This window comes from Arthrobacter sp. ISL-30, from assembly GCF_018613855.1.
Lineage (GTDB): Bacteria > Actinomycetota > Actinomycetes > Actinomycetales > Micrococcaceae > Arthrobacter.
In genome coordinates this window covers 58271-81345 of the sequence record NZ_JAGGPK010000013.1, presented here as the reverse complement: position 1 = coordinate 81345, position 23075 = coordinate 58271, and the positions used below count along the sequence as shown (strand labels likewise).

Genomic DNA, 23075 nt, shown 5'->3' with positions numbered 1-23075 from the left:
CCAGTGTCGCTGTACCGGTAGGGGGCCGACTGTAAGCGCGACGTCGTAGACGGACACCTGGTATGGCCTCGACCTCGTGACCCGCCTGGACCTGAGTCGTGAACCCATCTCACCCCGCGGTGCATAGGCATAACCTGAAGATCGTCAGAGTCCGCACCAACGACGAGCTTGGGCAGCCATTCGGCGTGGGGCAGGCGCTGCTTCCGCGCACATGTTTGACGGTAAGCCAGCCACCGCTCGAATGCCTTCACACATACATGGTTAAGGACTACCCCCGGTGGAATGTGTATCGGTGCGGTGGTGCGCTCATCTGCGAGACAAGAAATTGCCTGCGAAATCAGCAGAAAAGGCCTATCCCAATGCGATCACCACATGTTCACTAATTGGCGATCCCATTCCGTGATGGAAGGAGAGAAGAGATCTGTGACGCTCCGGTGTCTCAGAACCGGGCGGAAATGGTAAGCCTTACTGCATCGCGGATCTACGAGACCTTTTCCAAGCCAACGACGCGGACTCTGCGTGCTATGCAGCAAGGCTGAACTATATGGCTGGCCGGGGGCCATGGCTGCCGTCTTCCGAGCTGAAGGTCCCAGACGCGTTAAGGGGGCCTTGATACTCCGTGCAGGGGGAAAGGGGGAACAAAGAAATGGGCCTTAGAAGTTTTCTTCAGCGAAAAGCCGTAACCGCGGCACGCGTGAGTCCAGTTGGGGCGGCAGTCCCTGTCGCGGACGCGCCGATGTCACCGGAGCTCTTGGAGGATCTGCGGGTAGCGTGTGGGCAGAACTTACTGAGCCCGCCAAGGCCTCAAAAGTGACAAACTTCCACGCCTGCACACGGACAGGCCGGCCCTGGACAGAAGATCCGGCAGCCGTCAGAGCCGTAGCGGCTGCACTTCGTGAATTCCCGGATACGGACATAAGGGCCGACGGCACTCTCGCCAGGCCCTAGCTCACTTCCGGTTCGGCCCGCTCCTGAATACTACGAATCGAATTTCGCACCGTCGCCGAGAGATGGTCCTTATAGCGATCGATGATCTGCGTCATGCCTTCATCCTTCGGAGCCCCTTGAGCGTGCGCGACCACGGCCCGGGGCAACTCGGTCCCACGGCTGTCCAGCATTGTATTCAACAAAGCAGAAGCCCTGGCCCCTGCGATGCCACGAGAAACCCAGCCGGCAAGTCTGTTTGCCACAATAGCCCTAATACTTGTGTCATCCGATGCGGATAGCGCTACGAGCAGTCCAAATTCTTCGGCCTTTTCCCGCCGAGCGATGATGCGTGCGGCGGAGTGCTGCTGCCCGGAGCTGCCGCGCATGAGCGCCCATATGTCTTCTTCAGTCACAGAATCTGGATCAACCGCAAACAGGGCTTCAGCGGCCAGACCACGAACATCCGCCCACTCTCCAAAGAGCCATTCACCCTCCCCGCCTTTTTCCGTCATGAGGCGGCGAAGGGACGCGGCGAGCCGTTCGCTGTCTGCCGTGATCTTGAGTGGTGCACGGCCTAGCACGGACAAACAGCCCACGAGATCGTCCTTGGACACACGGGACTCTTCGAGGAACTCCAAGAATGGTTCCCACAGGGCAAGCTCGGGGTGCCAGAGGTTGAGTAGAACGAGCGTGCGGACGGAGTTCCCGCCATCGGCGTACGCCAGCCCGCCGGCCATAGCAGTAACGTGCCTGACCTCGCTGGCCAAAGTTTCGAGCATTCCTCGGACAGCGGGTTCGGTTAGTGACTCCACGTCGCCAAACCTGTTGAGTGCGGTGTGATCACCCTTCTCGATGTCCTTCAGTAGGCTTAGGCGGTAGTTAGTGTCATCTCGTGCACGAAGCTTGTCGACCACCTGAGTGAGGGCTGCGTGGTCGCCGGCCGGCCGTGCAACGAGCTTTTCGATGTCTGCTGTACCCGCGACTCTGTCGGCAACAGCGCGAAAAACTGACCCATAAGTCTGGGCAATCAAATGGTCGGGCTGCTCCGGCAATGCAGCAAGCCACTCCAGGAGCTCATTTCGCCCGGTTTCACTTAGGGCGGGGACCACTGGAGCTAAAAGTCCGAGAAGCTCGATGGGGACGTGGTATCCCGGCGAATACAACTCGCCAAAGGCAGGCAAGTCCGAAAGGAACTTCATACACCATTTAGCGGTCGAGTCTGCAGTATCAGGCGTCAGGACGTCTGCGGCTGACTTCAGCAGAGCTATGTTGGACCGTATGGTCGTCTTTGTTGATTCTGCCAGTTTCACGGCCTCACTGGCTGACCGGGCCGCTTCCGCGGGACCTTCAAGGACGACTCGATGAATTGCATCCGTGAGGGCTTTGTGATCGCCTGCCCAGCGGAGCATCGTCAGTGATTGGGCCACCTCAGATACCTCTGATTTGTTGCCCGTGCGCATTAACTGAAGCTTCGCAAGTCTGGCGTATGAATGGGTCCAGCTTGATTGGTCGCCGATCAGGCCCGCGATGAGAGAGCTGGCGCGCAAGTGACTCCAGGCTGCGTCTTCGAAGCCGACTCTACGGGTTGAGTCTCGGGACCATGTGCTGAACTGCTCCTCAAAGTTCGAGGACAGCCCCCAAGCCGTAACCTGTGTCCTCCACCAAGATGCGATGTTATCGCTTCCTGTTATGACGTCTGAGAAGCTCCTAGCGCCAAACGGCGAAGACGAGAAGACGATCCAGGAAGCTGCCCCACACAGCGCAGTCAAGGTTGGGTCATCGGGCGCGGAATTCCTGCCCTGGAGTGCTTCCAGTGCGACCTTTTTGGCTTCGTCGCGCCGACCCAGTTCGTTCAAGCACCTTGCACGTTGGACTAACAGCCAAACATGGTCCTGCGGTGAGGCGTCGTCGTCGGCGAGGACCTTGTTCAGCAAGGCAAGGGCAGTAGACGCTTCTGCACGTTCCAAAAGAGCTGAGGCCCATGTGCAGACCGCAGCCACCTTGTCAGAAGCCTTTTCGGCCGAGTCCAACGCATCTTTGAACACTGCCGGCTCATCGGTCCTCAGGTACGATTCGAGAGCCGTGACGAACGCCCAACCCCACAACTTCGACTTATTGCGCGCGCTGGCATCGGGCATTTTGTTCTCAAGATCTGTCTGTCTGAGTAGCACAAGGGCAGCAACCGCCTGCTCTGGCTGGAAGGCCTTCGGGAGGTCATTTCGGTGCGGTGCCACCAGCCTGGGCACTATCAGTGCGTGCCGGAGAAGATCGCCGGCAGCGAGCGTTTGCGCACCACCCCAGGCGCTCCCCTCCCATGGAATGTGCGGCCTTCCGCTCGTAGCGACCTCGATCAGTTCCCTGTTATGCGCTTCGTCAACAAGCTGATGCACAGGGATAAGGATCTTCTTGCCTGAGCCTGCCGCTACCAATCTTTCACTCGTTACATGCACCCAGTACGATTCCGCTGTTTCCAGGTCATGAAGAATCAGGAAATGGGGAGCGGTGTGCCGAGTCCAGTAGTCGAAGTGGTCTTTCTTGGCCGACTCGTAGTACCACCACCCAAGGATTTTCCCGTCGGCGTCCCTCTCCGGGCTGCCGAAATAAGTGTTTGGACCCTTGGTTTCGCTGGTCTTGACCTGTGCTCCTGCGACCGTGTTGAGTTCAAACCTTCGTTCGTCTCGCGGCTGCAACCAAAGGTCCGTACCCAGATCGTGATCGGGATTAGGGTTGGCACCCCAGCGAAGCTTTTCGAACTGACCCTTGACGGCGGACTGGCCCGGCGTCCCGATTACTTCAGTCTTACCGGCGCGCATTTCTCCCCTAGGTCCTTGGCCATTTGGCTCCTGTTAAGGCTACATAACGGCGGAACAGCAGTCGCCCATGACGCGCATGCAAAAATGGGCGGCCCGGTGGGGCACGCTTATGTCGAAGACTGCCTAACGGAAGCCGCGATCCGAGAAATCATCTTGGATGCAGCGGAGCGTTTGAATTCAGCTCGCCGACACCGGGGAACGAAGTCGTCACCATCAGAGCGGGTAGTCCCTGGCGTCGGGCCAGGGCTCTTTCCAGTCTCGGTTCTCCGGGTGGCTGGATAGCCATTGGCGGATGTTGATCAGGACTTCGTTGACCTCGTGTAGAAGGTCCCGTTGCTTGCGGATGAAGGTGCGGTCTGTCACGTTGGTGCGCAGCGCGTGGGCGGGTTTCTGCCGCGCCATGCGAACCTCCCGTAGAGGCTTCAGCGCCCATTTCGCAGCATCCGCTTTCACATGGTTCATCGTCATGAACAGCTCAAGCCGGCTTAGGGTTCCGAGACGCTCCTTTTTCTCGTTGACCCGTGGAACCTTGGCCTTGTCGAGTGCCGCGCCGTCGATGTTGTCCGACAGGAGCTTGTCGAACGAGTGAATGAAGTGGTCCCACTCCCGCTGGTCGGCCCGGAGGATCCACCCGAAGTCGTCGGGCAGCTCGTGGGACCGGAATAGACGCGTGGCCCACACGTTCTCGAAGAGGTCACTGATGGCCTTGAGCTCCTGGGCGAGCCGGGCGAAGGGTCCGATGCCGTCCGGCCAGTGGCCCATCTGCGAGGCGTACCAAACAGGGTGAGGCGTGTTGCCCTCTTCGTGGACCTGGAAGCTCGCCCAGCGCTGCTGGTGCTCGGGCGTCAGGTCGTCCAAGTCGCCGTAGAAGGCGGCGACGCGTCGGACTATTGGGGAGTCCGAGACCTCCGGGTCGTACTGGCGCATGTCGTAAGCGAAGCCCAGGTGCATAAGCCCGACTCTGTCCTTCTTCGGTTGGTCCTTGTCGTCGTACGCCTCGTCGGACAGCCCGAAGTTGATTCCGAAGTCGCCCATGCCGAACCGGTAGCGGGCATCGTTGCGGTAGCCCTCGAGCACGTCCGAGCTGAAGAACGCGAGCTCCAGCGTGGACCTGCCGCGCGCCATGGCCCTGGCGAATGGGGCGTCCTCGAACTTCACGGGCAGCTTCATCCGCTTCAATGCTTTCACCTTGGGGTAGAGACAGACCCCGTAATCGTCATCGGAGAGCTCGCGAAGCTCTTTGATCTGCTCGGCTATGGTCCTCCGCGAAGGCCAGGGACGGATGTGGATGTTCATGTAGTCGCTTGGGCCAACGACTTCGATCAGACCGGCATTTGCCAGTTCGACCGCTGCCTCGATCTCGTCGCGTGAGTTTCGGGTGGTGCTTACATGCAGCCCGTTGAAGTCCCGCGACTCCATGTAGCGCCGCTTCACCTTCTTCAGCATCCCTCGCGCGGAAGCGGAGAGGTCTTCTTTTGCAGCCATGTCGATCTAGCCGTTTTCCCTGGTCAAAACCTTGGCTTCGCCTGCAGGCTCCGGGAATACGTGCTCGGCCGGAGAGGTGGTCGCGCCGTCGACGGACACAACTACACACCGGTCCAGGAACTTGGCGAGGATGCTCAGTGTCGCGAGCTGTTCGAGTCCATCCTGCTCGGTGAAGTCTTCTGCGACGTGTGTCGCCGGGTTCCGGATCACCATGTTGACACCGGGGGCGAAGCTCAGCAGTCCGGCCTGCATAGTTTTGACGTCTTGGTCGTTTGGGTCGCCAGGCCAGCGCAGCCGGGGCTTGCCCTCCTGTGGCTCGGCGGCGGCGAACGCCTGCTGCCACAGAGAAGTGTCACTTGCGTCGTTCCGACCCGTGAGCTGCTTCATTTGGCCGCTGAGGGCTTCCGCGGCAGCCGCAACTCCTTGCCGGAGGTGGCCATCGTTCCAGAGACGTTGGGCTGCGGCCCACACCAGAGGATGCAAGAGCGAAGGCTCGATCGTCGGCGATGAGAGCGCCTCGGCCTTCGCCTTGAGACCCTCCAGCCGACCTGCGGCTTGGAGGCAGCAGCCTCGGACGACAGGGGCGTCGAGCAGCGGCTTCGGTTCGAGCATCCTCTGCCAGTTCACGAAGGGGTCGAGTACCCCGGCTCCCTGGACTGCGAGTCGGACGCCGGTGACGCCGCTGAGATCCATGAGCGCGCCGGCGAGGCGGTTCAGCTCATCAGTGAGCACCCGGACGCGTGCCTTGTCAGCGCTGTCCTTCGGTAGGACAGCAGGAGCCATCCCAACGGCCATAGCCCCGAACCCGGAGTTCTCTACGTGGTGCGTCATGAACTCCTCGAACGTCCTCGAGAACTCGTCGAGACGCTTCGCAAGAAAGTCCAAGTACTCGCCGTCCGTCCGGACGTCCATCTCTCCCCCAGATTTCGTTGTGGCGGTCACGCCTCAAGTCGTCTCCCGTGGCCCATAAGTCACCTGCCACAAGTCTGCCGGACTTGCGCCGACTTTCCCGAACTGGTGGCCCGGTTCGTGTCGGAGTTCCAAGTTAGCGTTAAGCCCGACGACACAATTCATAGGGGGACACATGTTCGACCGAGACAGCCACTACCCAACAGCCGTCGCCAGCTACGACGACGAGGGCGTCGGCGCAGCGATCGACTGGTGCGTCGAACAAATGCAGACGGGCGATACATTCTCGGTCTGGACGTCACTCAAGTCGAACCTCAGCAACTGCGACGCCTTGGAGCGCCTCGTGCAGCGGCACAGCAATGTGGTACACATCACCGGTCGCGGTGGTGGGACTCCACGAGGTAATGGTCCGGTGTTGATGGCCTGGCCGGACATGGAAGACATCGGGAAGCTGGTGCGCTACGGCCGCGGGATCCGGGCCATCTGCCTCATCACCGGGAATGCCGACCAGATCCGCCCGTGGGTCACGGCGATGAAACCGGACATTCTTGGCGACGGGTCGGACTGGGAAACTTTCTCCCCCGATCTCGACCCGATCGTCATAGAGGCTCTGAGGAGCCTGACGCTTACGGTGAACCACAACAACACGATATCGGCAGGCTATGAGAAGGATCGGGTCGTCGGCGTCCTCCTGGCGTTGCGCGACGCCAGAATCCCGATAGACGCCGACGCCATGCAGGGTTGGGCCCTTGCTCACGGGTGGGCCGGCAAGAACCCGGAGCGGCTCGCGCAGTACGTCCGGGACATCAACAGCGGGAAGCGCCCGCGAGCCCGGCATGTGCTCCGTGCCGACTACATCGACTATCTGCGGCAGAAGCTGGCATCGGGCGACGATGCAGACGCTGAGGATTAGGAATCGCAGTGGGCGGTTTCGCCGCACCGTCGTCTGGCTCCTCTGAAGAGCATGGCGACGTGGCTGAGTCGGAAGGAAATCCCGTCCTCACAAGGAACGCATCACCAGCATACTTTAGGACATACCCCCGGGGGAATGCGAATCATAGACGTGATGTGCTCGTTTATGAGGCCAAAAGATCCCTGCTAAATCAGCACAAACAGGCCCATTCCGGTGCGATTACCACATACACACTGGTTGGCGAGCTCAGTTCCCGCGATGGAAAAGAGAGGGGCGCGCCTGACGCGTCTTGCGATCCCCGCTCTCACGCAAAGGGGCCCCGATGGCATGGCCAGACTTACGGCACCGCACCTACCTGCGGCGGCCGCGCGACCACGACATGGAACAAGGACAGCCGAAGTCCCTGCTGTACAGTCGATAGCACGCTTCCATCGCCAGCGCCCGCCCGCAGGAACTGCGAGCCCATCGGTTTTCCACAGACACCACGACTCCCCTATCGGCAGCCGGCCGCTGATGCTGCACTGGAGCCATGCTCAGCTAAGAAGACGTCATCCTGCTCGGAGAGGAACGAGTCCTCGTCAGCCAGGAACACCAGGACAGCCGCTGCTGGTGCGGCCAGACCTGGGATTGACCGGCACCAGTCCCGCTGCACACCGATGCTTCCTGGCGCCGGACTACTTCGTTTAGGCCGGACCAGGACCGTGCTGGGAGCGTTCAGTGCATCACCCTCGCTCACGAGAACACACAGTCCCCGCCGACGCTACGGACAATCTGATCCCTCTGGAGAGGGAGAATAGGCATCGAGCGGCAAACCACGGAATGAAAGGACACAATAAGCATGGGGGAAGTCAGCAAGCGGCACCACACAGTTCCGAACTTCTATCTGAAAGGCTTCGCCTCCGATAACAGCAAGCCTCAGATAGGCGTAGTCAGTCTCAGTGACGGGAAGCGCTTTGTCCTGCCGACGAAAGATGCGACGGTCCAGACGAATTTCTATGCGCTGCCTGGCCATCCTGATGGAGACGATGTCTTTGAAAAGGAGCTGTCCAATCTTGAAGGTGATGCAGCGACAGTAGTCAGGAAGATCGTGGAAGGTACCTGGCCTCTGTCCGGTGATGACAGGGAGATCCTCGGGACCTTCCTGGCTCTTCAATTCCTCAGGGGCCCTGATACCAGGGCAATGATGAGCCAAATGCAGAGCACTGTGTTGTCTAAGGCAGTGAGACAAATGGGGATGGATGGTCTTCAATCCATGCTTGCGACGTCCGGGAAACAGGTCAGCGACGAGAAGCTGTTGCAGCTCGTGGAACAGGCCACAAAGCCGGATGGGATCGCCACACATGCTTCTTCGGCAGAACATATAGATCATCTGCTTGAACTTGTTCCGGTCGTAGTGCGCTTCTTCGTCGGGCGCCCCTGGAATCTTGTCAGGTTCAGCCGTCAGAAGCTTCTAACATGCGATACCCCGGTTGCGCTTATTCGGGATCCGAAACTGGAGGGATTCTACGCCGGCGTCGGAGTAATGAATGCTTGGGGAATCTCGGTTCCGCTCACTAGAGAGATCGGTCTTCTTCTGAGCGATCCGATGTCGCTGTACAAAGAGGACGGCTCCGGTCAGGGGTCCATGGAAAGTCTTCTGGAGGAAGTTCTCAGCGGCAGGGAGGATCAGACGTTGAACGCGTCGACGAAGGTCGTCCGGTTCTTCAACGCTACGACGATCAACAACGCGCGTGACTGGGTCTTCCATCATCCCGATGACGCAGCTCTGGTTCCGGATGAGCTTCCCGGACCTCGCGACAAGGAAGTGGAGTCCGAAGTGATCTCGGGCTAGACGCGCGGGCCCAGGCACTCAGTCTGCTCCGAAGATAAGCTGCTCGACCTGCTCGGGTTCGCTGCCCAGCTCTTCACCCCATTCGGTCAAGCAGTCGGTTTACCTGCGGTAACTGCCGGCGCTGTTCCAGTTCAGCCAGAGCGGGCCGGTCTCTTTGCATTGGTTGCGGAACCATGTTGCGACGATGCTGTCCAGGATCGGCGTCGTGGCCACCTGGTCCGAGGCCTTGGTGGCGAAGCTGATGAACTTCGTCGCGAAGGCCGGTCCCCATTGCTTGAAGAAGTGACGGTCGCTGCTGCGCTTGATGACGATGTGCTCGAACGCAGCGTTCCCGCCGTCGTTCATCGCGATACGCGCGAGCCTGTACAGATCAGCGGCGAAGTCCTTGCCGCTCTCGGGGTCCGTGTTCAGCCGAATGACTCTTTCGGCGCGGTAGGGGCCGAAGCCAGTCCTGGCGTAGCCCCAGAGGTAGCTGGCGATGTAGGCGTCGAGGGTCGTGGCGGGGTCATGGATGAGCTTGAACGATTCCAGGACTCCGGCGCGGTCGATAGGGTTAGGCAGCGCATCCAGGACGCTCCGGCCGCCGAGATACCTTTGCCAATTCTGTCTGTTCCACTCAAACGAGGCCTGTGGCGGGCGGCCATTCGCGCTCCACTTCTCGAATCTCATCTGCAGTTCATCGGGCACAGCTGGCATGGTGATCTCCCCCAGGTAGATGGTTCACTCACCTTCGCATAGTCCGGCTGTGTAGCTTGGGGACATGAACAATGAAACCGAACCAATCAGCATGACCGTCTACCGGAAACCAGACGGAACCTGGTGGGTGCGTCTCACTGACGATCAGGGCAACGTAGAGAACCGAGGGCCAATCTCTTGGAAGGGTGACGGTACCTTCTACAGTCATGGACTGAACTCCGTGGTTTCTTGGATCCCGAGGGGCTACGCATACGGGGGCTCTGGGAGTTGGCAAGAGACGGAAGATGGGGCCTACACGGCCGTGCTGTACAAGCTGGATTCGAGGTTCAGCTAGAGACGAGACTCCGTCGGGGCTGCCGCGGCAGAGCCGTAAAAGAGATGAGTGGAAATGGTACTGGTGGAGACGACAGCGGCGGGTGTGCCACTGCGTTTCGAGTACCGAGGCCGACGTCGTCGAGCCCGCCCGAGATAGCTTGCCGTGCGAACTCATGTCCGACGGGGATCGTAGCGCGTCGGAAGTGCAGGCTTCGGCGGCTTAGTGCCCGTGATGAGACGCGGGACGGCCTGCGTGCGAACCTGGTGGGCGATCTCATCCGAATGCGGCGTTGCTACCGGATCGGTTCGAAGATTTCCGGAGGATCTTCTTGTAGCCACCATGTTTGTACCTGAGCCTGCTCGACGTGTGCAATGTGTCCAGCGATGTGGACGCCGCGGCGATAAGCAGCACGGCATCAATTTTGAGGGCACCTTGGTCATCGGGCCCGTCTCGAGTACTACGAGACGAGCCCGTCTTCAAGTTGGATACTTGTCAACAGTAGGTGAAGATAGGCAGAAACAACTTCATCTCTGGGGGTTACTGCGTTGCCTAACTACAGCACGCTCAGTTTGGCATCTGTGTTCATGCATCAAATTGCGCTCCATGAACACAACGGTGAAAAGAAGTTCAATGCGTTGCTGACAGATATCCCGGTTGAGTTGGATGCCCGTGATCTGGGATTCCTGACGGACAGGTTCAGTGATGCCCTCGAAAAGCGGGCGCTCAACGTCGTTCCCAGCGAGCACGTTGACAGCCCTTCCCCGGGTGCAGTTGTCTCCCACCTCCGGACAGCCGATCTCAAGACCCTAAGTCAACTTCTCGCTGGACGTCTGGTGGAATCCCAACGACTGAATGCCAAGACCGGTCTGCTCGTCGTGGCCGACGCGGTCCTGGACGGCACGCCAGGGGTGCTTATCGCCAAAGTGGAACACCAGGAAGCCATGCAGGCCGAAGCGACAACTCTCGAAGGTGGCCTCAGGAGCATCTCGATAAAGCGAATTCCTGACCTCGTCTTCGGGGAGCAAACCAGGATTTATAAGATCGCCGTGCTGCAGGCGACTGATAAGAATCCAGTAGGCATTCAAGGATTCTTGGCTGATATTCAGAACGGAGGTGGCTTCGCCAACTACTTTTTGGGTGAATTCTTGGGGCTGAAATTGGCGGACGAGCCGGAGGTACTTACAGAGCGCTTCCTGGACAAGATGACAGAAGCCATTCATCAGAGCAGCCTTGGTGCTGACGAAAAGATCGAGGCCCAAGCGGCACTTGCCGTCGACATCAAGAGTAATTCATCGTTCGTAGATGCCGAAGCCTTCATTCGCACTCATATTCCGCCCAGCCACCAGCAGGACATCCGCTCTGCGGCCTCTGCTCGCGGCGTGCCCATGATGAGCTTCACCAAGGATCCTAAGCGAATCAGCGCCCGGCTTAACAACTTGCGCATTAACCTGGGCACAGAAATCTCGCTGGTTGCACCACCTCACCAGATCGGAAGCCAAGGCCAAGTTCGCGTGGAACGTGATCCATCTTCATCAAATGGCGAACTATACGACGTAACCATTAAAGGTGTTCCCTTGGAGTCCGTCACCAACTCCCGCCCGCGATGAGTGCTCCAGAGACCGGGACATGGACTCCCGAACGAACGTTCACTTCATATCTGGCTGCGCAGGAGGAATATGAATCAGCAATTCGAGAGATTCAGAAACGAATCGAGGCGGCTCTCGCGGAATGCGGGATAAAGCCGCACAAGATTGAAACCCGATGCAAGGATCCACTAAGCCTTTTCGTAAAACAGGAAAAGAAGAAGTATCCCCTACCCTGGGCTGATTGTTCCGACCTGTTGGGCGTGAGAGTAATAGTTCAACTTGCTTCAGAAAAGACCAAGGTTCTCCACGCCATCGAACGATCAAAACACTTTGACATCTTAGAAATCGATGACAAAGAGCTTGAGCGGGACTATCGCGAGCTCGCATATGCAGGACTGCATCTCGACCTTCACTGTGGCGAACTCTCAACATCGCTCTCCGAGTCGCTACGATGTGAAGTTCAGATTCGAACTGTTGCTGAGCATACTTGGGCCGAAACCGAGCATGAGTACATATATAAAGGCCCAGGACTCATACCCAAAGAAACCCAAAGGCAGTTTGCAAGAGTTCTCGCCTTAGTTGAACTGATGGATATCGAACTCGATAGGGGCGTGAAAAGCGTGTCTGAACTCGAATCATATTCCATATTGCGGCTAACCAGGTTTCTATCCAAGTCAGCTCACGACCTGAATTGGGGGCGCGGCAGCCATCATCTATCGCTGCAGAACGTCGAGGAGATATGCCGCCGCACGTCAATTCCTCCTGAAGATCTTGAGCAAATGACTGCAAGCTTCATCTCCAATAGCAAAGCTCACCTCGATGCGCTTCAAGGCAAAATTGGCCCAAAGGCGGCATCTTTTGATGTCCGAGTGCACCTTTTGGCGGGTCAACCGGAAGCGCTCCTTGTCGCGGCGCTTTTGGACCATAACGCCTACAAGCTTGCGACTGACATGGAACAGAGCGATCTCTATCAGCAGATTATCCCGATTGCTCGCGTCATGGGGAAGCGTTCACAGTTCCAGTAGGTTGGCCCACCCGTGGCTAGTCAGAAGTGCGCCCTGACCTGACACTGGCAGCTATGAACTCGCGCCGATTCCAATCAAGGATTCGGCGGAACGGATCGCAAAGTTCCTGATGTCCTCGAATCTATCGCTACCTAAAGCTCTGCGCGGATTTCTGGGCGCGTCCACGGCCCGTAGCCCTTCGTACATTACAGTCGCCTCATGGATGCTGGGTTCTGGGTTGCGGTGGCCGCTGTCGTCATGTCGGTAGTTGCGTTGATCCGCGGGGAGATTCTCCAGCGCCGTGGAGGGCCTGAGGCTGCCCGGCGACGTGCCGTGGAGAACGCGGCGGAAGCCCTAGGTGCCGTCGTGGCCCTCATCGAGCATGCTGACACCAAGATGCCGCCGAGCCCCGAGATTAGCGCTGTCATGCAGAACTTCGAGCGTGAATGCCTACGTTGGGAACCCATGCTCCCCACCGGTGCGAGGCACCTCCGAGTCAGTGTGCGGCAAGCGATGGCCCATTTTTTCGGTCCTCCTGCATGCGGAGCCATCGACCCGACTGCTGCAGAAAAGCCGGTGCGTCCTTTCGACAGATATTGGTGGGACATCGGCACCACGTATCTGGAACACGCAAGGAATTGCCTGGGTACTTGGCTGATAGACGACCGCCGCAACCGCCAGATGCGGCTTCATCCGTACTATCTCTGGCGGCGCGACGAAGACGACGCTGCCAGAGCCGGCTATTCTCAAAAGCCGGCAGTCGCACGCATTGAAGACTGAGTCGATCATTGGTTCTGGACGTTACTATGCGCCATGGACGGACTCGGATTGGACAATCCTTTGCCACAGCAACCTAAGCCACTCAGCGATTTACAGTCCAAAGTCTTGAAATGGGTCAACGACGGCTGCCCGGGCGACACCTTCGAAGGCTACTCACATCGGATAGCCGCAAGAGCCTTGGCAGACGATCGCTACATCACCATCACAGGCAAAGGTCCGAGCTGGACTGCCAGGATCACCAAGCAGGGTAAGGAGCTCCTCGAGGGTATCGATGGCTTCGATACCAACAACGACACCCACGAATCTGAAGCGGACAACTTTATACAGAGGCTCACTGCCGCTGGTGGAGTCCTTGAGGTCGAGGGCGGATATTCGCACGCCGCTGCCAACGATGCCCTGGTCCGTGGCGTCATGAAGTCAGCTCTGCGCCCGAGGGGCTACAAGCTTGAAATAGCGAGCGTTGGGTCGTGGCAGCGGCCACGATACGAGGCACGTTGGGCCCGTCATTTCCCCGATGATGTCGACGAGCGGCCGGTCCCGGTACCAGACTCGGTGGGCAAATATCACCCGATCGCCAAAGTGTTCCGAGACAGTACAAAGGGCGTGTCGAATGAGCACGTCGCGCGTGCAGCCAAACTGCTCCACGCACTGGCCACGGAAGCTACAGCCCGCGGCTATGAGGTCACGCTGCCGTCGAGCCACAAACGCACCGACACTCGGAGACCCACAACTCTCGACGGCGACATCGCCATCACGATTGGCACAACCACCGTTGCATTGGAAATTCGGGAGCTCCCGCCGAACGGGGGCGCCGCAAGGCCATACATCCCCAAATACAACTCCCGCAACCAGTCCTGGACACTTGTCAACAACACCGCTTTCGTATCAACAGGGCGACTCCAACTGGAGTTGACACAAAAATACTCACCCAACGGGCGCCAGGAGCGGTTCCGCGACGGCAAGCGACAGCAACTCGACACCGCCCTGCCCGCCATACTTCGCGAGATCGAAATTCAGCATCTGGAAAACGAGTGGAAGCGCGAGCAAGCATGCCTCAAGGAGGAGGAAACCCAGCGACGATGGGAAGAGGCCATGGAGCGCGCCCGGGTACGAATCCAGGACCACCACAAGGCCCAGCAGCTAAAGAGCCAGGCAGATGCATGGGCGGAAGCCACCATGCTGCGCCAGTACGTGGACGCCCTCGAGGCAAGACTGTCCTCAGAACGCGACGCAGCACTGGTCAATCGCGGGCTGGACTGGCTGACATGGGCTCGCGACTACATCAACGCCAAGGATCCACTGCTTCGCGCCATCGAGGTTCCCGTCCTGGCAGACTATCGCGACGAAGACCTTGTGCCGTTTCTCGACGGCTGGAGCCCCCACGGCCCCCATGGGATGAGGTAGAAGCGTCGTACCTTTGAGTAGGGGCTGTTTCGTGCCGGCTACGAAGCCTTCCAAGGCACCGCACTTGACGAACAACGTGCCGCCGCCGTGCGGACTCGTGTGAGTCAGTGGCCACGTAGACGCTCCGGCCGCTCTGAACGCGGCACGCCGATATGCGACGCGCTTGCCGGTCGGAGTTCAGCAAGAGCCGACCTACGCCGAGGGAAAATCAATGCTTCCGTGAAGTTCGTGGGTGACCGGATCGAAGCAACCCGAGATGTTCAGGCGAGCCAGCCTGACGACTTGTTCAAGCTGCGCGCCGGAGATGAGCTGGAGGATGAACCAGTCACGGTCATCGAGTTCCTTGAGCGCATAAAATTTGTCGGCGTCAGCGTGAACCAGCTCCCCGTACAACAGAACTTCCAAGGGATCCTTTCCATCTATTCTGGGGAGGACCGACTGAAGGTCCTTCCAAAGATCTTCCGGGTTTCGTGAGTTCCAAGCTTCCTCAATGTACCGGGCCACGGTCTCAACAGATTCGAACTGATAATCCTGATTGAGTTCTCGCAGGGCCTTGACCACTCGAGGGATGTGAACCTGATCCTGCGGTGCAAAAAACTTCCTCAGCAAAATTAATTTGAATCGAGTCAACCATAGATGCCGCCGATAATCTGGAGTTCCGTGCGCGCCTCTAGGAATGGTTGGCATAGGCCCAAATAGATCTACAGACTCGATGAACTGACCGGACAGGGCCAGGAACATCTCCAACCTCTGCCCCGGCGTATCCGGAGAGAATGACCCAGGTCGTTGATGCGTCGGCGAAGGGTCACACGTAGATCCATCCATGGTTTGAATGTACTCCCCGATTGAAATCTGCCCGATGATGTCTCTCTCGGAGAAGATTCCCGGCGCTGATGATGCAACGGTCCATTCTCAGCTTCGAAGACAAAGACATCACTTTGCTCGGTGAGCAACAGAACGCGTGCCGGTTCCAGAAGGAGGGTCGGTACTGGTGCGGCGAGCCCAGGCATTCAGCGGCTCCGGGCCAAAACATTTCGCACGTCCAATCGCATTGGATTGTGCGGGCGACCTAAGCGCTCTCCACATCCTACGGTCAGGCTGCTGACTAACGCCGATGGATGCAGCGACGCAGAAGGCATCCAGCTAGCCATCCCTAAAAGTGTCCGACCGTCATGGCACACTTTCCGAGGACGTGAAAATCGCGGCCGCTTAACAACAAGGAGGCAGAAATGGCGCCTAAGCCTGAAAAGCCGGAACATCCCGAACACCCGGAACACCCGGAACACCCGGAGCATCCCGAACACCCGAACACCCCACAAGGTCCCCCTAACCCGCCGGTTCCTCCCGGTCCTCGGCCGGTCGGCTGAGTCAATGTCATTCCTGCCCTGGTGGCAACGCTACCCCGAGCGCCTGCAGTGGGAGATTTCCGAGCTGCAGGCGCTCGGAGTGGTCTGCCGTGTCGACGAAGAAAAACGTACGGAAAACCAGACCGTGGTCATGGAACTCTCTGTACCAGGAGTGCTGACCGGAACGGCCGAGCTGAACATGACAGCGGTCTTTCCGGATTATTATCCGCTCGTTCCCCCGAAGGTCTTCGCCGCGGACCTTGAGATGCCGCATCACCTGAATCCGTTCAGCAAGGAGGTGTGCCTCCTGGGCACTCCCTCGGAAGAGTGGGGCACAAATGGCTCACTGGCGCAGCTTCTACGGGACCAGCTACCGGAAGCCATCAGGGCAGGCTTATCCGACGACCATGAGGGCGCGGAGTGGAACGAGAAGCCGCAGGCGGAACCATACGGTGCTTACTACACCACCTACGCCAGTGCAGCTATGGTCCTTGTCGACGGCTCCTGGTCCATTCCAGAGGACGCTGTCCACGGACCAATCGAAATTCGGTTGGCCGGGCCGCTGCCCGGCCCTGATGTGACCGCCGCGAGGACGTTGGGCGGTGTCGTTGCCGTCGGGTCTGATACGGGCCAAACGTATGCGACCCTGGACAACCAGCTGCAAGAGCTCCTGGAGGGCCAGTTGGTTCACGGCCGCTGGTCGAGGTTGACGTCCGCGGTGAACGTCGATGACGCCCGGGCCATATGGGACGCAGGACAAAAAGCAGACAGCAGCGGCAGCACCCGAGAGGAGTCCTACCAGGGGTGTCGGATACAAGTCCGTGCGGTGCTCTTCCCAGAAGAGACCGGTCCAAGGAAGGTCTCTGACGGGTGGGCTTTTGTCCTGAAAGTCCGGGGCGCACAACAGCAAAACAACAAGAACAAGAACCGCCGCGGCGGCGCCCCGCGGCCCGTGTCTGTTTCCGGTGGCGCAGATCAGTATCATCTGCTTCGAACAGGCCGAGCGGGCCGATCCGACATCCGTGCCCGAGTCCCGGAGCACCTGCCCTTGGCAACGAAGAAAGTGGCGATAATCGGTGCGGGGGCCATCGGAAGTGCTGTCGCCGTCCATCTTGGCCGGGCCGGCGTAGGTCATTTATTTGTTATTGACGCAGACGTTCTGGAACCCGGAAACCTTGTCCGACACTCTGCTTCCTTTGATGGTGTCGGACTGCTCAAGGCAGCTGCCGTTGCCAGGCTGGTCCGATCCGTTGCTCCCTACACCCAGGTCGTATTCAACCCGGCTTATGTCGGGGGATCCCGTCCACAAGGAGAACCGGATCCCCTTCGGCAGATCAGCGAAGAGCTTCGTTCCTACCATTTGCTGATCGATGCCAGCGCCGACCGGGGCACCCAACGGATCTTGGCCACGATCGCCAGGGAGATAGGCATCCCGTACCTGTCTCTTGAAGCCACGAATGGAGCCTGGGGAGGAATGGTTGCCTATATCGGCCAGGACTCATCGTGGTGTCATTCGTGTCTTGAATGGTTCCGTTTTGATAAAACCATTCCCGATCCCGCCAATTCACCAGTGGCCTACACGCAGCCAGTGGGATGCGCCCAACCGACTTTCACCGGCGCGTCGTTCGACCTCGAAGAGGTCAGCCTTCAGGCAGTAAGAACAGCTGCGACGCAGCTGTCAGCCGGTGACGGTTCCGCTGCTACGCCCGGTTTTGATGTCGCTGTTATGGAACTCCGGAACGAAGCAGGTGAACGGACATTACCAACATGGAACGGCTACAACCTCACCCGGCACGCCGAATGCACGGCGCACCCCTAACCGAATTCGTCTGGTTTCCCAGGTCCCTGCTTTCTGCTCTGGCAGACGAAGGGCGGTTGCACGAGCCCGAGGAGACCGGAGGGATCCTTGTTGGCCATTACACGGTGACCAAGAGCAACGGAACGCGCGATGCTGTCATCACAGACGTCATAGGGCCCGGACCTGCGGCCACCAGGTCCCGGGTTTCTTTTGAACCTGATACGGCCTGGCAAGCAACCGAGCTCGCCAGAATCTATGCCGAGCGGGACCGCCGTGTGTCCTATTTGGGAGATTGGCACACGCATCCTACCGCTCAACCAATTCCAAGCTTCCGCGACCTGGAAACCCTCGGAGTGATAGCTGCTTACTCCCCTGCGCGCTGCCCGGAGCCTCTGATGGCCATCCTGGGCAAGGAAGCGCCCGGCCAAAACTGGAAAATCGCGGTCTGCCAACACGTGGCCGCCGGGCAGATCCGGCAAATCGCCCCGCACCTCATGCCCGAAGCGTCCCAAGAGCAGGCAGCGCCCATTATTGACTGCGAACACAGCCAAGCCCGCCCACGCTCTGGGGCCGTCACCGCCGGCCGCGTTCCGCATCCGACCCAACATCACGGCTGTTCGATGTCGAGCAGCGAAGCTAAGCAACAGGGATAGTAATCCGCGCAGGATTGGCCAAGGGCGGACATCTCACAGCCCTGAATTTGGGGACAATTGCATGCATAAGCCCGATCGGCATCTTGTGGCTTCGGGGTCAGGTGCTGGCGCGCAGCGTGAGCCTTCCCGGATCATTGTGGCGTTCCATGCCGAAACGCGATCCGGCCGGCAGCCCGTACACCAGCCAGTGGATGTCCCGGAGCACCGGGGCTGCCGCCGCGTAGTAACCGTGGCCGAGGAATGAAATGTCAACCTTTCCGGCGTCGACGAACGTCATCCGGTCAGGAACCTCCGGAATGCGCACGACGGGTTTGCCGCTTCCTATGCGTGCGGTGCTGTGCAGGAGTTCGGAGACGCGCAGGGCACGGTCGCGTCGGGACGTGTAGATGGTGGTGCGCCGGGCGATGCCCGGTAGGGCCGGTGCGATTTGAGCGAAATAAGTCTCGGAGACATCGGGCGCAGCGAGGATCAGCTCACCCAGTTCGAACGGTGCCGTGCCGTTGTCGGCTGCCCTCACCACGGCCCGGAGAGCAGCTCTGCAGCCCATGCTGTGTGCCAACACATGAACCGGTCCGACATCTGGTAGGTCGTGCAGGGTGGTCAGGAAGTCGTAGAGGGGGCGTTCGGCGGCGATGATGGAGTCTTCGTCGGCATGATAGGCGAGTTGGTGGCCGCTTCCGCGGGAGGGCCAGCTGAATAGCAGGGTTGCCCCGGGTATGTTCAGGTCAACGTGGAACTGCGCGGCATGCTGGGCAGCCTCACGGAAACTGGTATTGAAGCCGTGAACGTAGACCAGGACGGCGCGCCGGTTTGACGTGTCGGCATCCAGAGCTGATGTCATGGCCGCAGCGAAGGCCCGGCCGTCCAGCATCGTATGGTTCATGAGCACGGGTGCGTCGTCCCGGCCCAGGGTTCTTCGGCGCCGGCCGACCGGCGCGTCGGAGAAAACGGTGACCTCGCAGGTCCCTGTCAGTGTCTTGCCGGTGCCGGAGGTGAACCTCCCGCTCCCGGTATCGATTGTGCGGTTGGTACCGAATGCCACTTCCACGGTGCTGCTGCGGCGCGGTGCCCGGAAGCCAAGAACCTCGGCTTCGTCATGGATGAAGACTGGTTGGATGTCCTCGGGAAGCTCCTCGGCCGCGATGGCCGAGAAGGCACGTTCGAAAGCCTCAACGCCCGCGGCGCCGGCAGCTATTGCGTCGGACCAGTTTGAGATGAACTCTTCGGCGTCGGAACTGCCGATCCTGGCAGGAATACCAATCACGGTTTGGAACCGGGTGGCCAACAGCTTCCCAACGGCCGGGGTCCAGCATGAATCCAGCACGATCGTCTCGATGGGGAACTCGTCCAGCTGCTGTATGAGGCGTTCGCATTCATCGGCCCGCAATCCTTCGAGTGCGCGCAATTCGGTGTCCTCCCCCACGACATGCAGTACCGACACCGGTGCTGCTTCATGCTCACCGGTCGAAGTCGGTGCCCCAGCAGCGTCCGAGCCAATTGCAGCCGGCCCGCCAGGCTCGCCGACTGCGGGGGTGTCATTGTCCAGGACAATGCGTCGAATCTTCACCTGACCGGTCCCCAGTGCGTCAGTGCTGCCCAAGTCGAAGGACGGTCGGGGTGGAGATCCCGCAGGCGTTGCTGCGCCCGATGCAGGGCTGCTGCGGTGTCGGAGGGGACAACCCCCTCGGCGTAGAATTCCTCGGCGAGAAGTGCCCCGGCCCTGTCGTCAAGTGGCCAGAGCGCCGCGACCACACGGGCGCAACCGGCAGCCCGCAAGGCCGCGGCCAGGTGGAGCGGTTCATCGCTGAGCTGGTCGTCTGCGGAGGCTGTGTCGCAGGCCGAGAGGTACGCCAGTTTCAGCCCGGCCCCTGCGCGTGCAACCTCGATGGTGTGCGCGTCACGGTCAGCCAGGGCGAGGCCGCCCTCAAAGCGCTTCCGGGGGTTGGTGAAGCCATGCACTGCGACATGGACGACGCTGTTGCACCGGAACTTCGCCAGCACAGCCTCTGCCGTTGCCTCGACCGAGCTCAGCCGGGCCTCAGCGCCGAGGCGTTCGGCCACGTGGACTGCTTCGCGGTCAGCCCCTTGCAGGGACAGGTCTTCCCCGCCGATGACGGCCACTGAGGTGCGGGCGGAGTTCCAATCGGGATGTGAAAGGGAAGCAAGGGTTGCCGCGTAGTTGGACACGAAGCCCTCCCCTGCCCTGCCGTCTCCGGCGGCGTGCAGAGGAATCCCGGAGAACGGGCCGGTAGGGACCCAGGTGATCCTGGTTTCGCCCGGGATGTGAGGAAGGACCGGGCCGATGATCTCATCACGAATCCATGCTGAAGTCTGGGTGAACAAGTCCGTGAACCGTCGTTCGGCCGCTGTCCGTCCGGCGCTGGTCGCGTCAGCGACGTCATCCATGCAGTCCCGCAAGGAATGGGCCCGAGCTCGCACTTCGTCCGGGTCGATGCCGGCCAACCGGACCGGGGTCACCGTTCCCCGGATCAGGACGAGCGCGTCGCAGCGCTCCGGCCCGACCAGCAGAACCACGACAGGGTCCTCACCGGGGACCTTCTCCACCTCCACAATTGGCACCAGAAAGTCCTCGAAGCCTTCGTGCGCGCGGATGCGTGCAATGACGTCGTCCCATTTCCGTCGGTGCCGTTGCCGGTCCTCAACGTCAGGGACGGACAAGGTGTCCACCCCGCCGATGTCGATCAACCGCCGCAGGCCCTGGAATTCATCTGCGAGTTCCGGGTGCTTCAGTTTGAGCTCGGCGAACAGGGACACATCATCGAGCAAGGCACCGAACAGGAGCGTCCGCCCACGTTCGAGCAGCCTCAAGGCTCGCACGGGGTCCCCCAGTTCAACGGCAGCTGAGGCCGCCTCCGAGGCGATGCCAAGGAAGCTTTCCAGTTGATTGCCGCGATCGACCAGGTCCGCGGTTTGCGGGGCTACACGGGAGAGCCCGTGGATGGCCTGTTCATAGAACTCCACAGCCTCCTCAAGCCTGCCCTCTTGGGCCAGAAGCCGTGCGGCGGTCCGTGCTGCGTCGATGGTTGTGCGGGGCGCGGCCGTGGCCATCGCGGACGCTTCGGTGACAAGTCGCAGGGCCTCGGCCTGGACCGCCGGAGTGTCCGGGCCCGCCAGCAGCGAGGTGGCAAGCTCGAATTGCGCCGTGGCCCTGTCCGGGTTTTCCATGCCCGCTGCCGCAACTGCGTTGCGCAGTGCCGTGACAGAAGCTGCTAGCCCGGCCCCGGGGTCAGGTTCGTGCGCGGCTGTTTCCCGGTGGAGAATTCCTGCCAACGTCCGGTAGCGTACCCGCGCTACATGCCCCTCAGGTGCCGCCTGGTCGGCCGCTTCTGCTGCGACGAGCGCTTCACGCAGGTCCTGGGTGTCGCGTCCACGCTGGCGCAGGGCAACAGCGAGGTTGGATGCAGCTTCGTGCACCAAGGCCCGGTCAGTGGTGGTGCTCGAGATGATTCCCTCAAAGATCCGGATCGCTTCATCGAGCTCGTTGGATTCGGTCCGAACCCGCGCAGCGGTCATGAGCGCCAGGCCAAGGTTGTTGGCATAGAGCTGTCGATCGGATGACTCTAGGGAGGTTGATGCCACCGCCTTCTTCGCGACCTGGATCGCTTCGTCGACTGTTGCCATGTCGCCGGTTCGTTCAGCGCGGGTCCAGAGGGCAAGGGCAAGATTTGATTGATGCGGGGCGAGTCGTCCGTGACCTACGGGAAGATGGTCTATGGCCCGGCGCTGCCATACAAAAGAATCCTCAAGTGCCTCCAGATCTCCCAAGGCTTCATAGCGGAACCGAAGCGCCAGCGCCAGCATGCTCATCTCGATGTCTTTGCTTGGCACTTCGTCTTCGATGGCATCAACCGCGGCATGGCTGACGCTTATGGCTTCATCCAAGGCGTCGATGCTGCCCGTGCTCTCAAACGTCATCCGCAAGGCAAGACCCAGATGGGACAAATGCGGGCCCTGGCGAGGGGAATCAGGTGGTGTTATCTCCACCGCTTCACGTGCCCGCTCCACCGCCAGCACCAGCGCTTCTTCGTCCGAGGCGTATTCATAACGGTCCTGCAAGGCCGTGCTGAGGGCCGACAGCGCCCTGGCCCGCAAAGGCTGATCCGTGTCCAGATGCAACGAAAGGGATCGAAGCCGGCCGATCGCCCGGTCAAGAACCTCCAGATCTTCAGTCTCGGCGGCGAGTTTCTGCAGCGCGCAGGCGTAGCCGTATTCGCACTCGTCGGGCACGAAGGGTCCCGTTCGCGTCTCAAGCAACGCCACGGACTCCCGAAGTGCCCCGAGGTCGTAGGTCTGGTCATACAGCCGCCCCAGGGCCAAGCCCAGCTGGCCCGTTCGCTCTTGGACCCGGTCAGCCGTGGCGGCGCCGACCGCACGACGCAGCAAGCCCACAGCCTCGACAAGCAGGGCAACCTCACCGGTCAGTTCGAATTCATCCCACGCGCTCACGCCGCGCTCAAAGTCATCCACAAAAAGTTTCTCCACATCTTTGTGAGATCCTGCCAAAGCGATCTAAGCGGCCGCTTCTCCGGAACCATGCAGGTGTCAGTCCTCACGGGATGACATGTCGAGCCCAGCGTAATACACCTTTCCGGC

At 60.1% G+C, this 23075-nt stretch carries 15 protein-coding genes; 8 read left to right on the top strand and 7 right to left on the bottom strand.

What is annotated here, in order from left to right; genetic code table 11:
* Window positions 1-944: 944 nt before the first annotated feature.
* The 3 genes from J7E82_RS05925 to J7E82_RS21160 form a co-directional block, all read right to left on the bottom strand.
* Window positions 945-3740 carry a DUF4365 domain-containing protein gene (locus J7E82_RS05925; RefSeq protein WP_214861460.1) on the bottom strand — a complete coding sequence of 932 codons (2796 nt, stop codon included), beginning with the start codon at window positions 3738-3740 and terminating at the stop codon, window positions 945-947.
* Between the two features lie 213 nt (window positions 3741-3953).
* A complete protein-coding gene (locus J7E82_RS05920; RefSeq protein ID WP_214861458.1) occupies window positions 3954-5225 on the bottom strand; it encodes a hypothetical protein in 1272 nt (423 codons plus the stop codon).
* A 6-nt stretch (window positions 5226-5231) separates the two neighbouring features.
* Window positions 5232-6167 carry a TIGR02391 family protein gene (locus J7E82_RS21160; protein WP_214861451.1) on the bottom strand — a complete coding sequence of 312 codons (936 nt, stop codon included), beginning with the start codon at window positions 6165-6167 and terminating at the stop codon, window positions 5232-5234.
* Between the two features lie 142 nt (window positions 6168-6309).
* Here J7E82_RS21160 and J7E82_RS05910 point away from each other — a divergent pair, with 142 nt between their 5' ends.
* Together J7E82_RS05910 and J7E82_RS05905 are read left to right on the top strand one after the other, a co-directional pair.
* Entirely contained in the window at window positions 6310-7047 is a 738-nt protein-coding gene (locus J7E82_RS05910) for a hypothetical protein (RefSeq protein WP_214861449.1), read from the top strand.
* 838 nt (window positions 7048-7885) lie between these two features.
* Window positions 7886-8878: a DUF4238 domain-containing protein gene (locus tag J7E82_RS05905; RefSeq protein WP_214861448.1), complete on the top strand. Its 993-nt coding sequence runs from the start codon at window positions 7886-7888 to the stop codon at window positions 8876-8878.
* Window positions 8879-8977: 99 nt separating this feature from the next.
* Here the strand turns inward: J7E82_RS05905 and J7E82_RS05900 are convergent, their stop codons facing one another.
* Window positions 8978-9574 (bottom strand): hypothetical protein, encoded by a 597-nt coding sequence (locus J7E82_RS05900; RefSeq protein WP_214861446.1) that lies wholly within the window; start codon window positions 9572-9574, stop codon window positions 8978-8980.
* An 861-nt stretch (window positions 9575-10435) separates the two neighbouring features.
* On the opposite strand from J7E82_RS05900, the gene J7E82_RS05895 reads away from it, so the two are divergent.
* From J7E82_RS05895 to J7E82_RS05880, 4 genes are all read left to right on the top strand, one after another.
* Entirely contained in the window at window positions 10436-11497 is a 1062-nt protein-coding gene (locus J7E82_RS05895; protein ID WP_214861443.1) for a hypothetical protein, read from the top strand.
* Window positions 11494-12501: a GTP pyrophosphokinase family protein gene (locus tag J7E82_RS05890; RefSeq protein ID WP_214861436.1), complete on the top strand. Its 1008-nt coding sequence runs from the start codon at window positions 11494-11496 to the stop codon at window positions 12499-12501. Before J7E82_RS05895 ends, J7E82_RS05890 begins: the two co-directional genes overlap by 4 nt.
* Window positions 12502-12699: 198 nt before the next feature.
* Window positions 12700-13260, top strand: coding sequence for a hypothetical protein (locus J7E82_RS05885; RefSeq protein ID WP_214861434.1), 561 nt, complete (start codon window positions 12700-12702; stop codon window positions 13258-13260).
* A gap of 105 nt (window positions 13261-13365) precedes the next feature.
* Window positions 13366-14664 carry a hypothetical protein gene (locus J7E82_RS05880; RefSeq protein ID WP_214861431.1) on the top strand — a complete coding sequence of 433 codons (1299 nt, stop codon included), beginning with the start codon at window positions 13366-13368 and terminating at the stop codon, window positions 14662-14664.
* A gap of 192 nt (window positions 14665-14856) precedes the next feature.
* Here J7E82_RS05880 and J7E82_RS05875 read toward each other — a convergent pair whose 3' ends face one another.
* Window positions 14857-15405 (bottom strand): hypothetical protein, encoded by a 549-nt coding sequence (locus J7E82_RS05875; protein WP_214861429.1) that lies wholly within the window; start codon window positions 15403-15405, stop codon window positions 14857-14859.
* A 630-nt stretch (window positions 15406-16035) separates the two neighbouring features.
* Between J7E82_RS05875 and J7E82_RS05870 the strand changes: the two genes are divergently transcribed.
* Together J7E82_RS05870 and J7E82_RS20980 are read left to right on the top strand one after the other, a co-directional pair.
* Window positions 16036-17829 (top strand): E2/UBC family protein, encoded by a 1794-nt coding sequence (locus tag J7E82_RS05870; RefSeq protein WP_214861427.1) that lies wholly within the window; start codon window positions 16036-16038, stop codon window positions 17827-17829.
* The gene (locus tag J7E82_RS20980; protein ID WP_308113636.1) at window positions 17778-18461 is read left to right on the top strand and encodes a Mov34/MPN/PAD-1 family protein; all 684 of its coding nucleotides are present in this window, start codon (window positions 17778-17780) and stop codon (window positions 18459-18461) included. The genes J7E82_RS05870 and J7E82_RS20980 overlap by 52 nt, the downstream gene beginning before the upstream one ends.
* 97 nt (window positions 18462-18558) lie before the next feature.
* Here the strand turns inward: J7E82_RS20980 and J7E82_RS21155 are convergent, their stop codons facing one another.
* Both J7E82_RS21155 and J7E82_RS05855 read right to left on the bottom strand, forming a co-directional pair.
* Window positions 18559-20028 carry an alpha/beta hydrolase gene (locus J7E82_RS21155; protein ID WP_214861423.1) on the bottom strand — a complete coding sequence of 490 codons (1470 nt, stop codon included), beginning with the start codon at window positions 20026-20028 and terminating at the stop codon, window positions 18559-18561.
* Entirely contained in the window at window positions 20025-22964 is a 2940-nt protein-coding gene (locus J7E82_RS05855) for a CHAT domain-containing protein (protein ID WP_214861421.1), read from the bottom strand. Before J7E82_RS05855 ends, J7E82_RS21155 begins: the two co-directional genes overlap by 4 nt.
* Window positions 22965-23075: the final 111 nt, after the last annotated feature.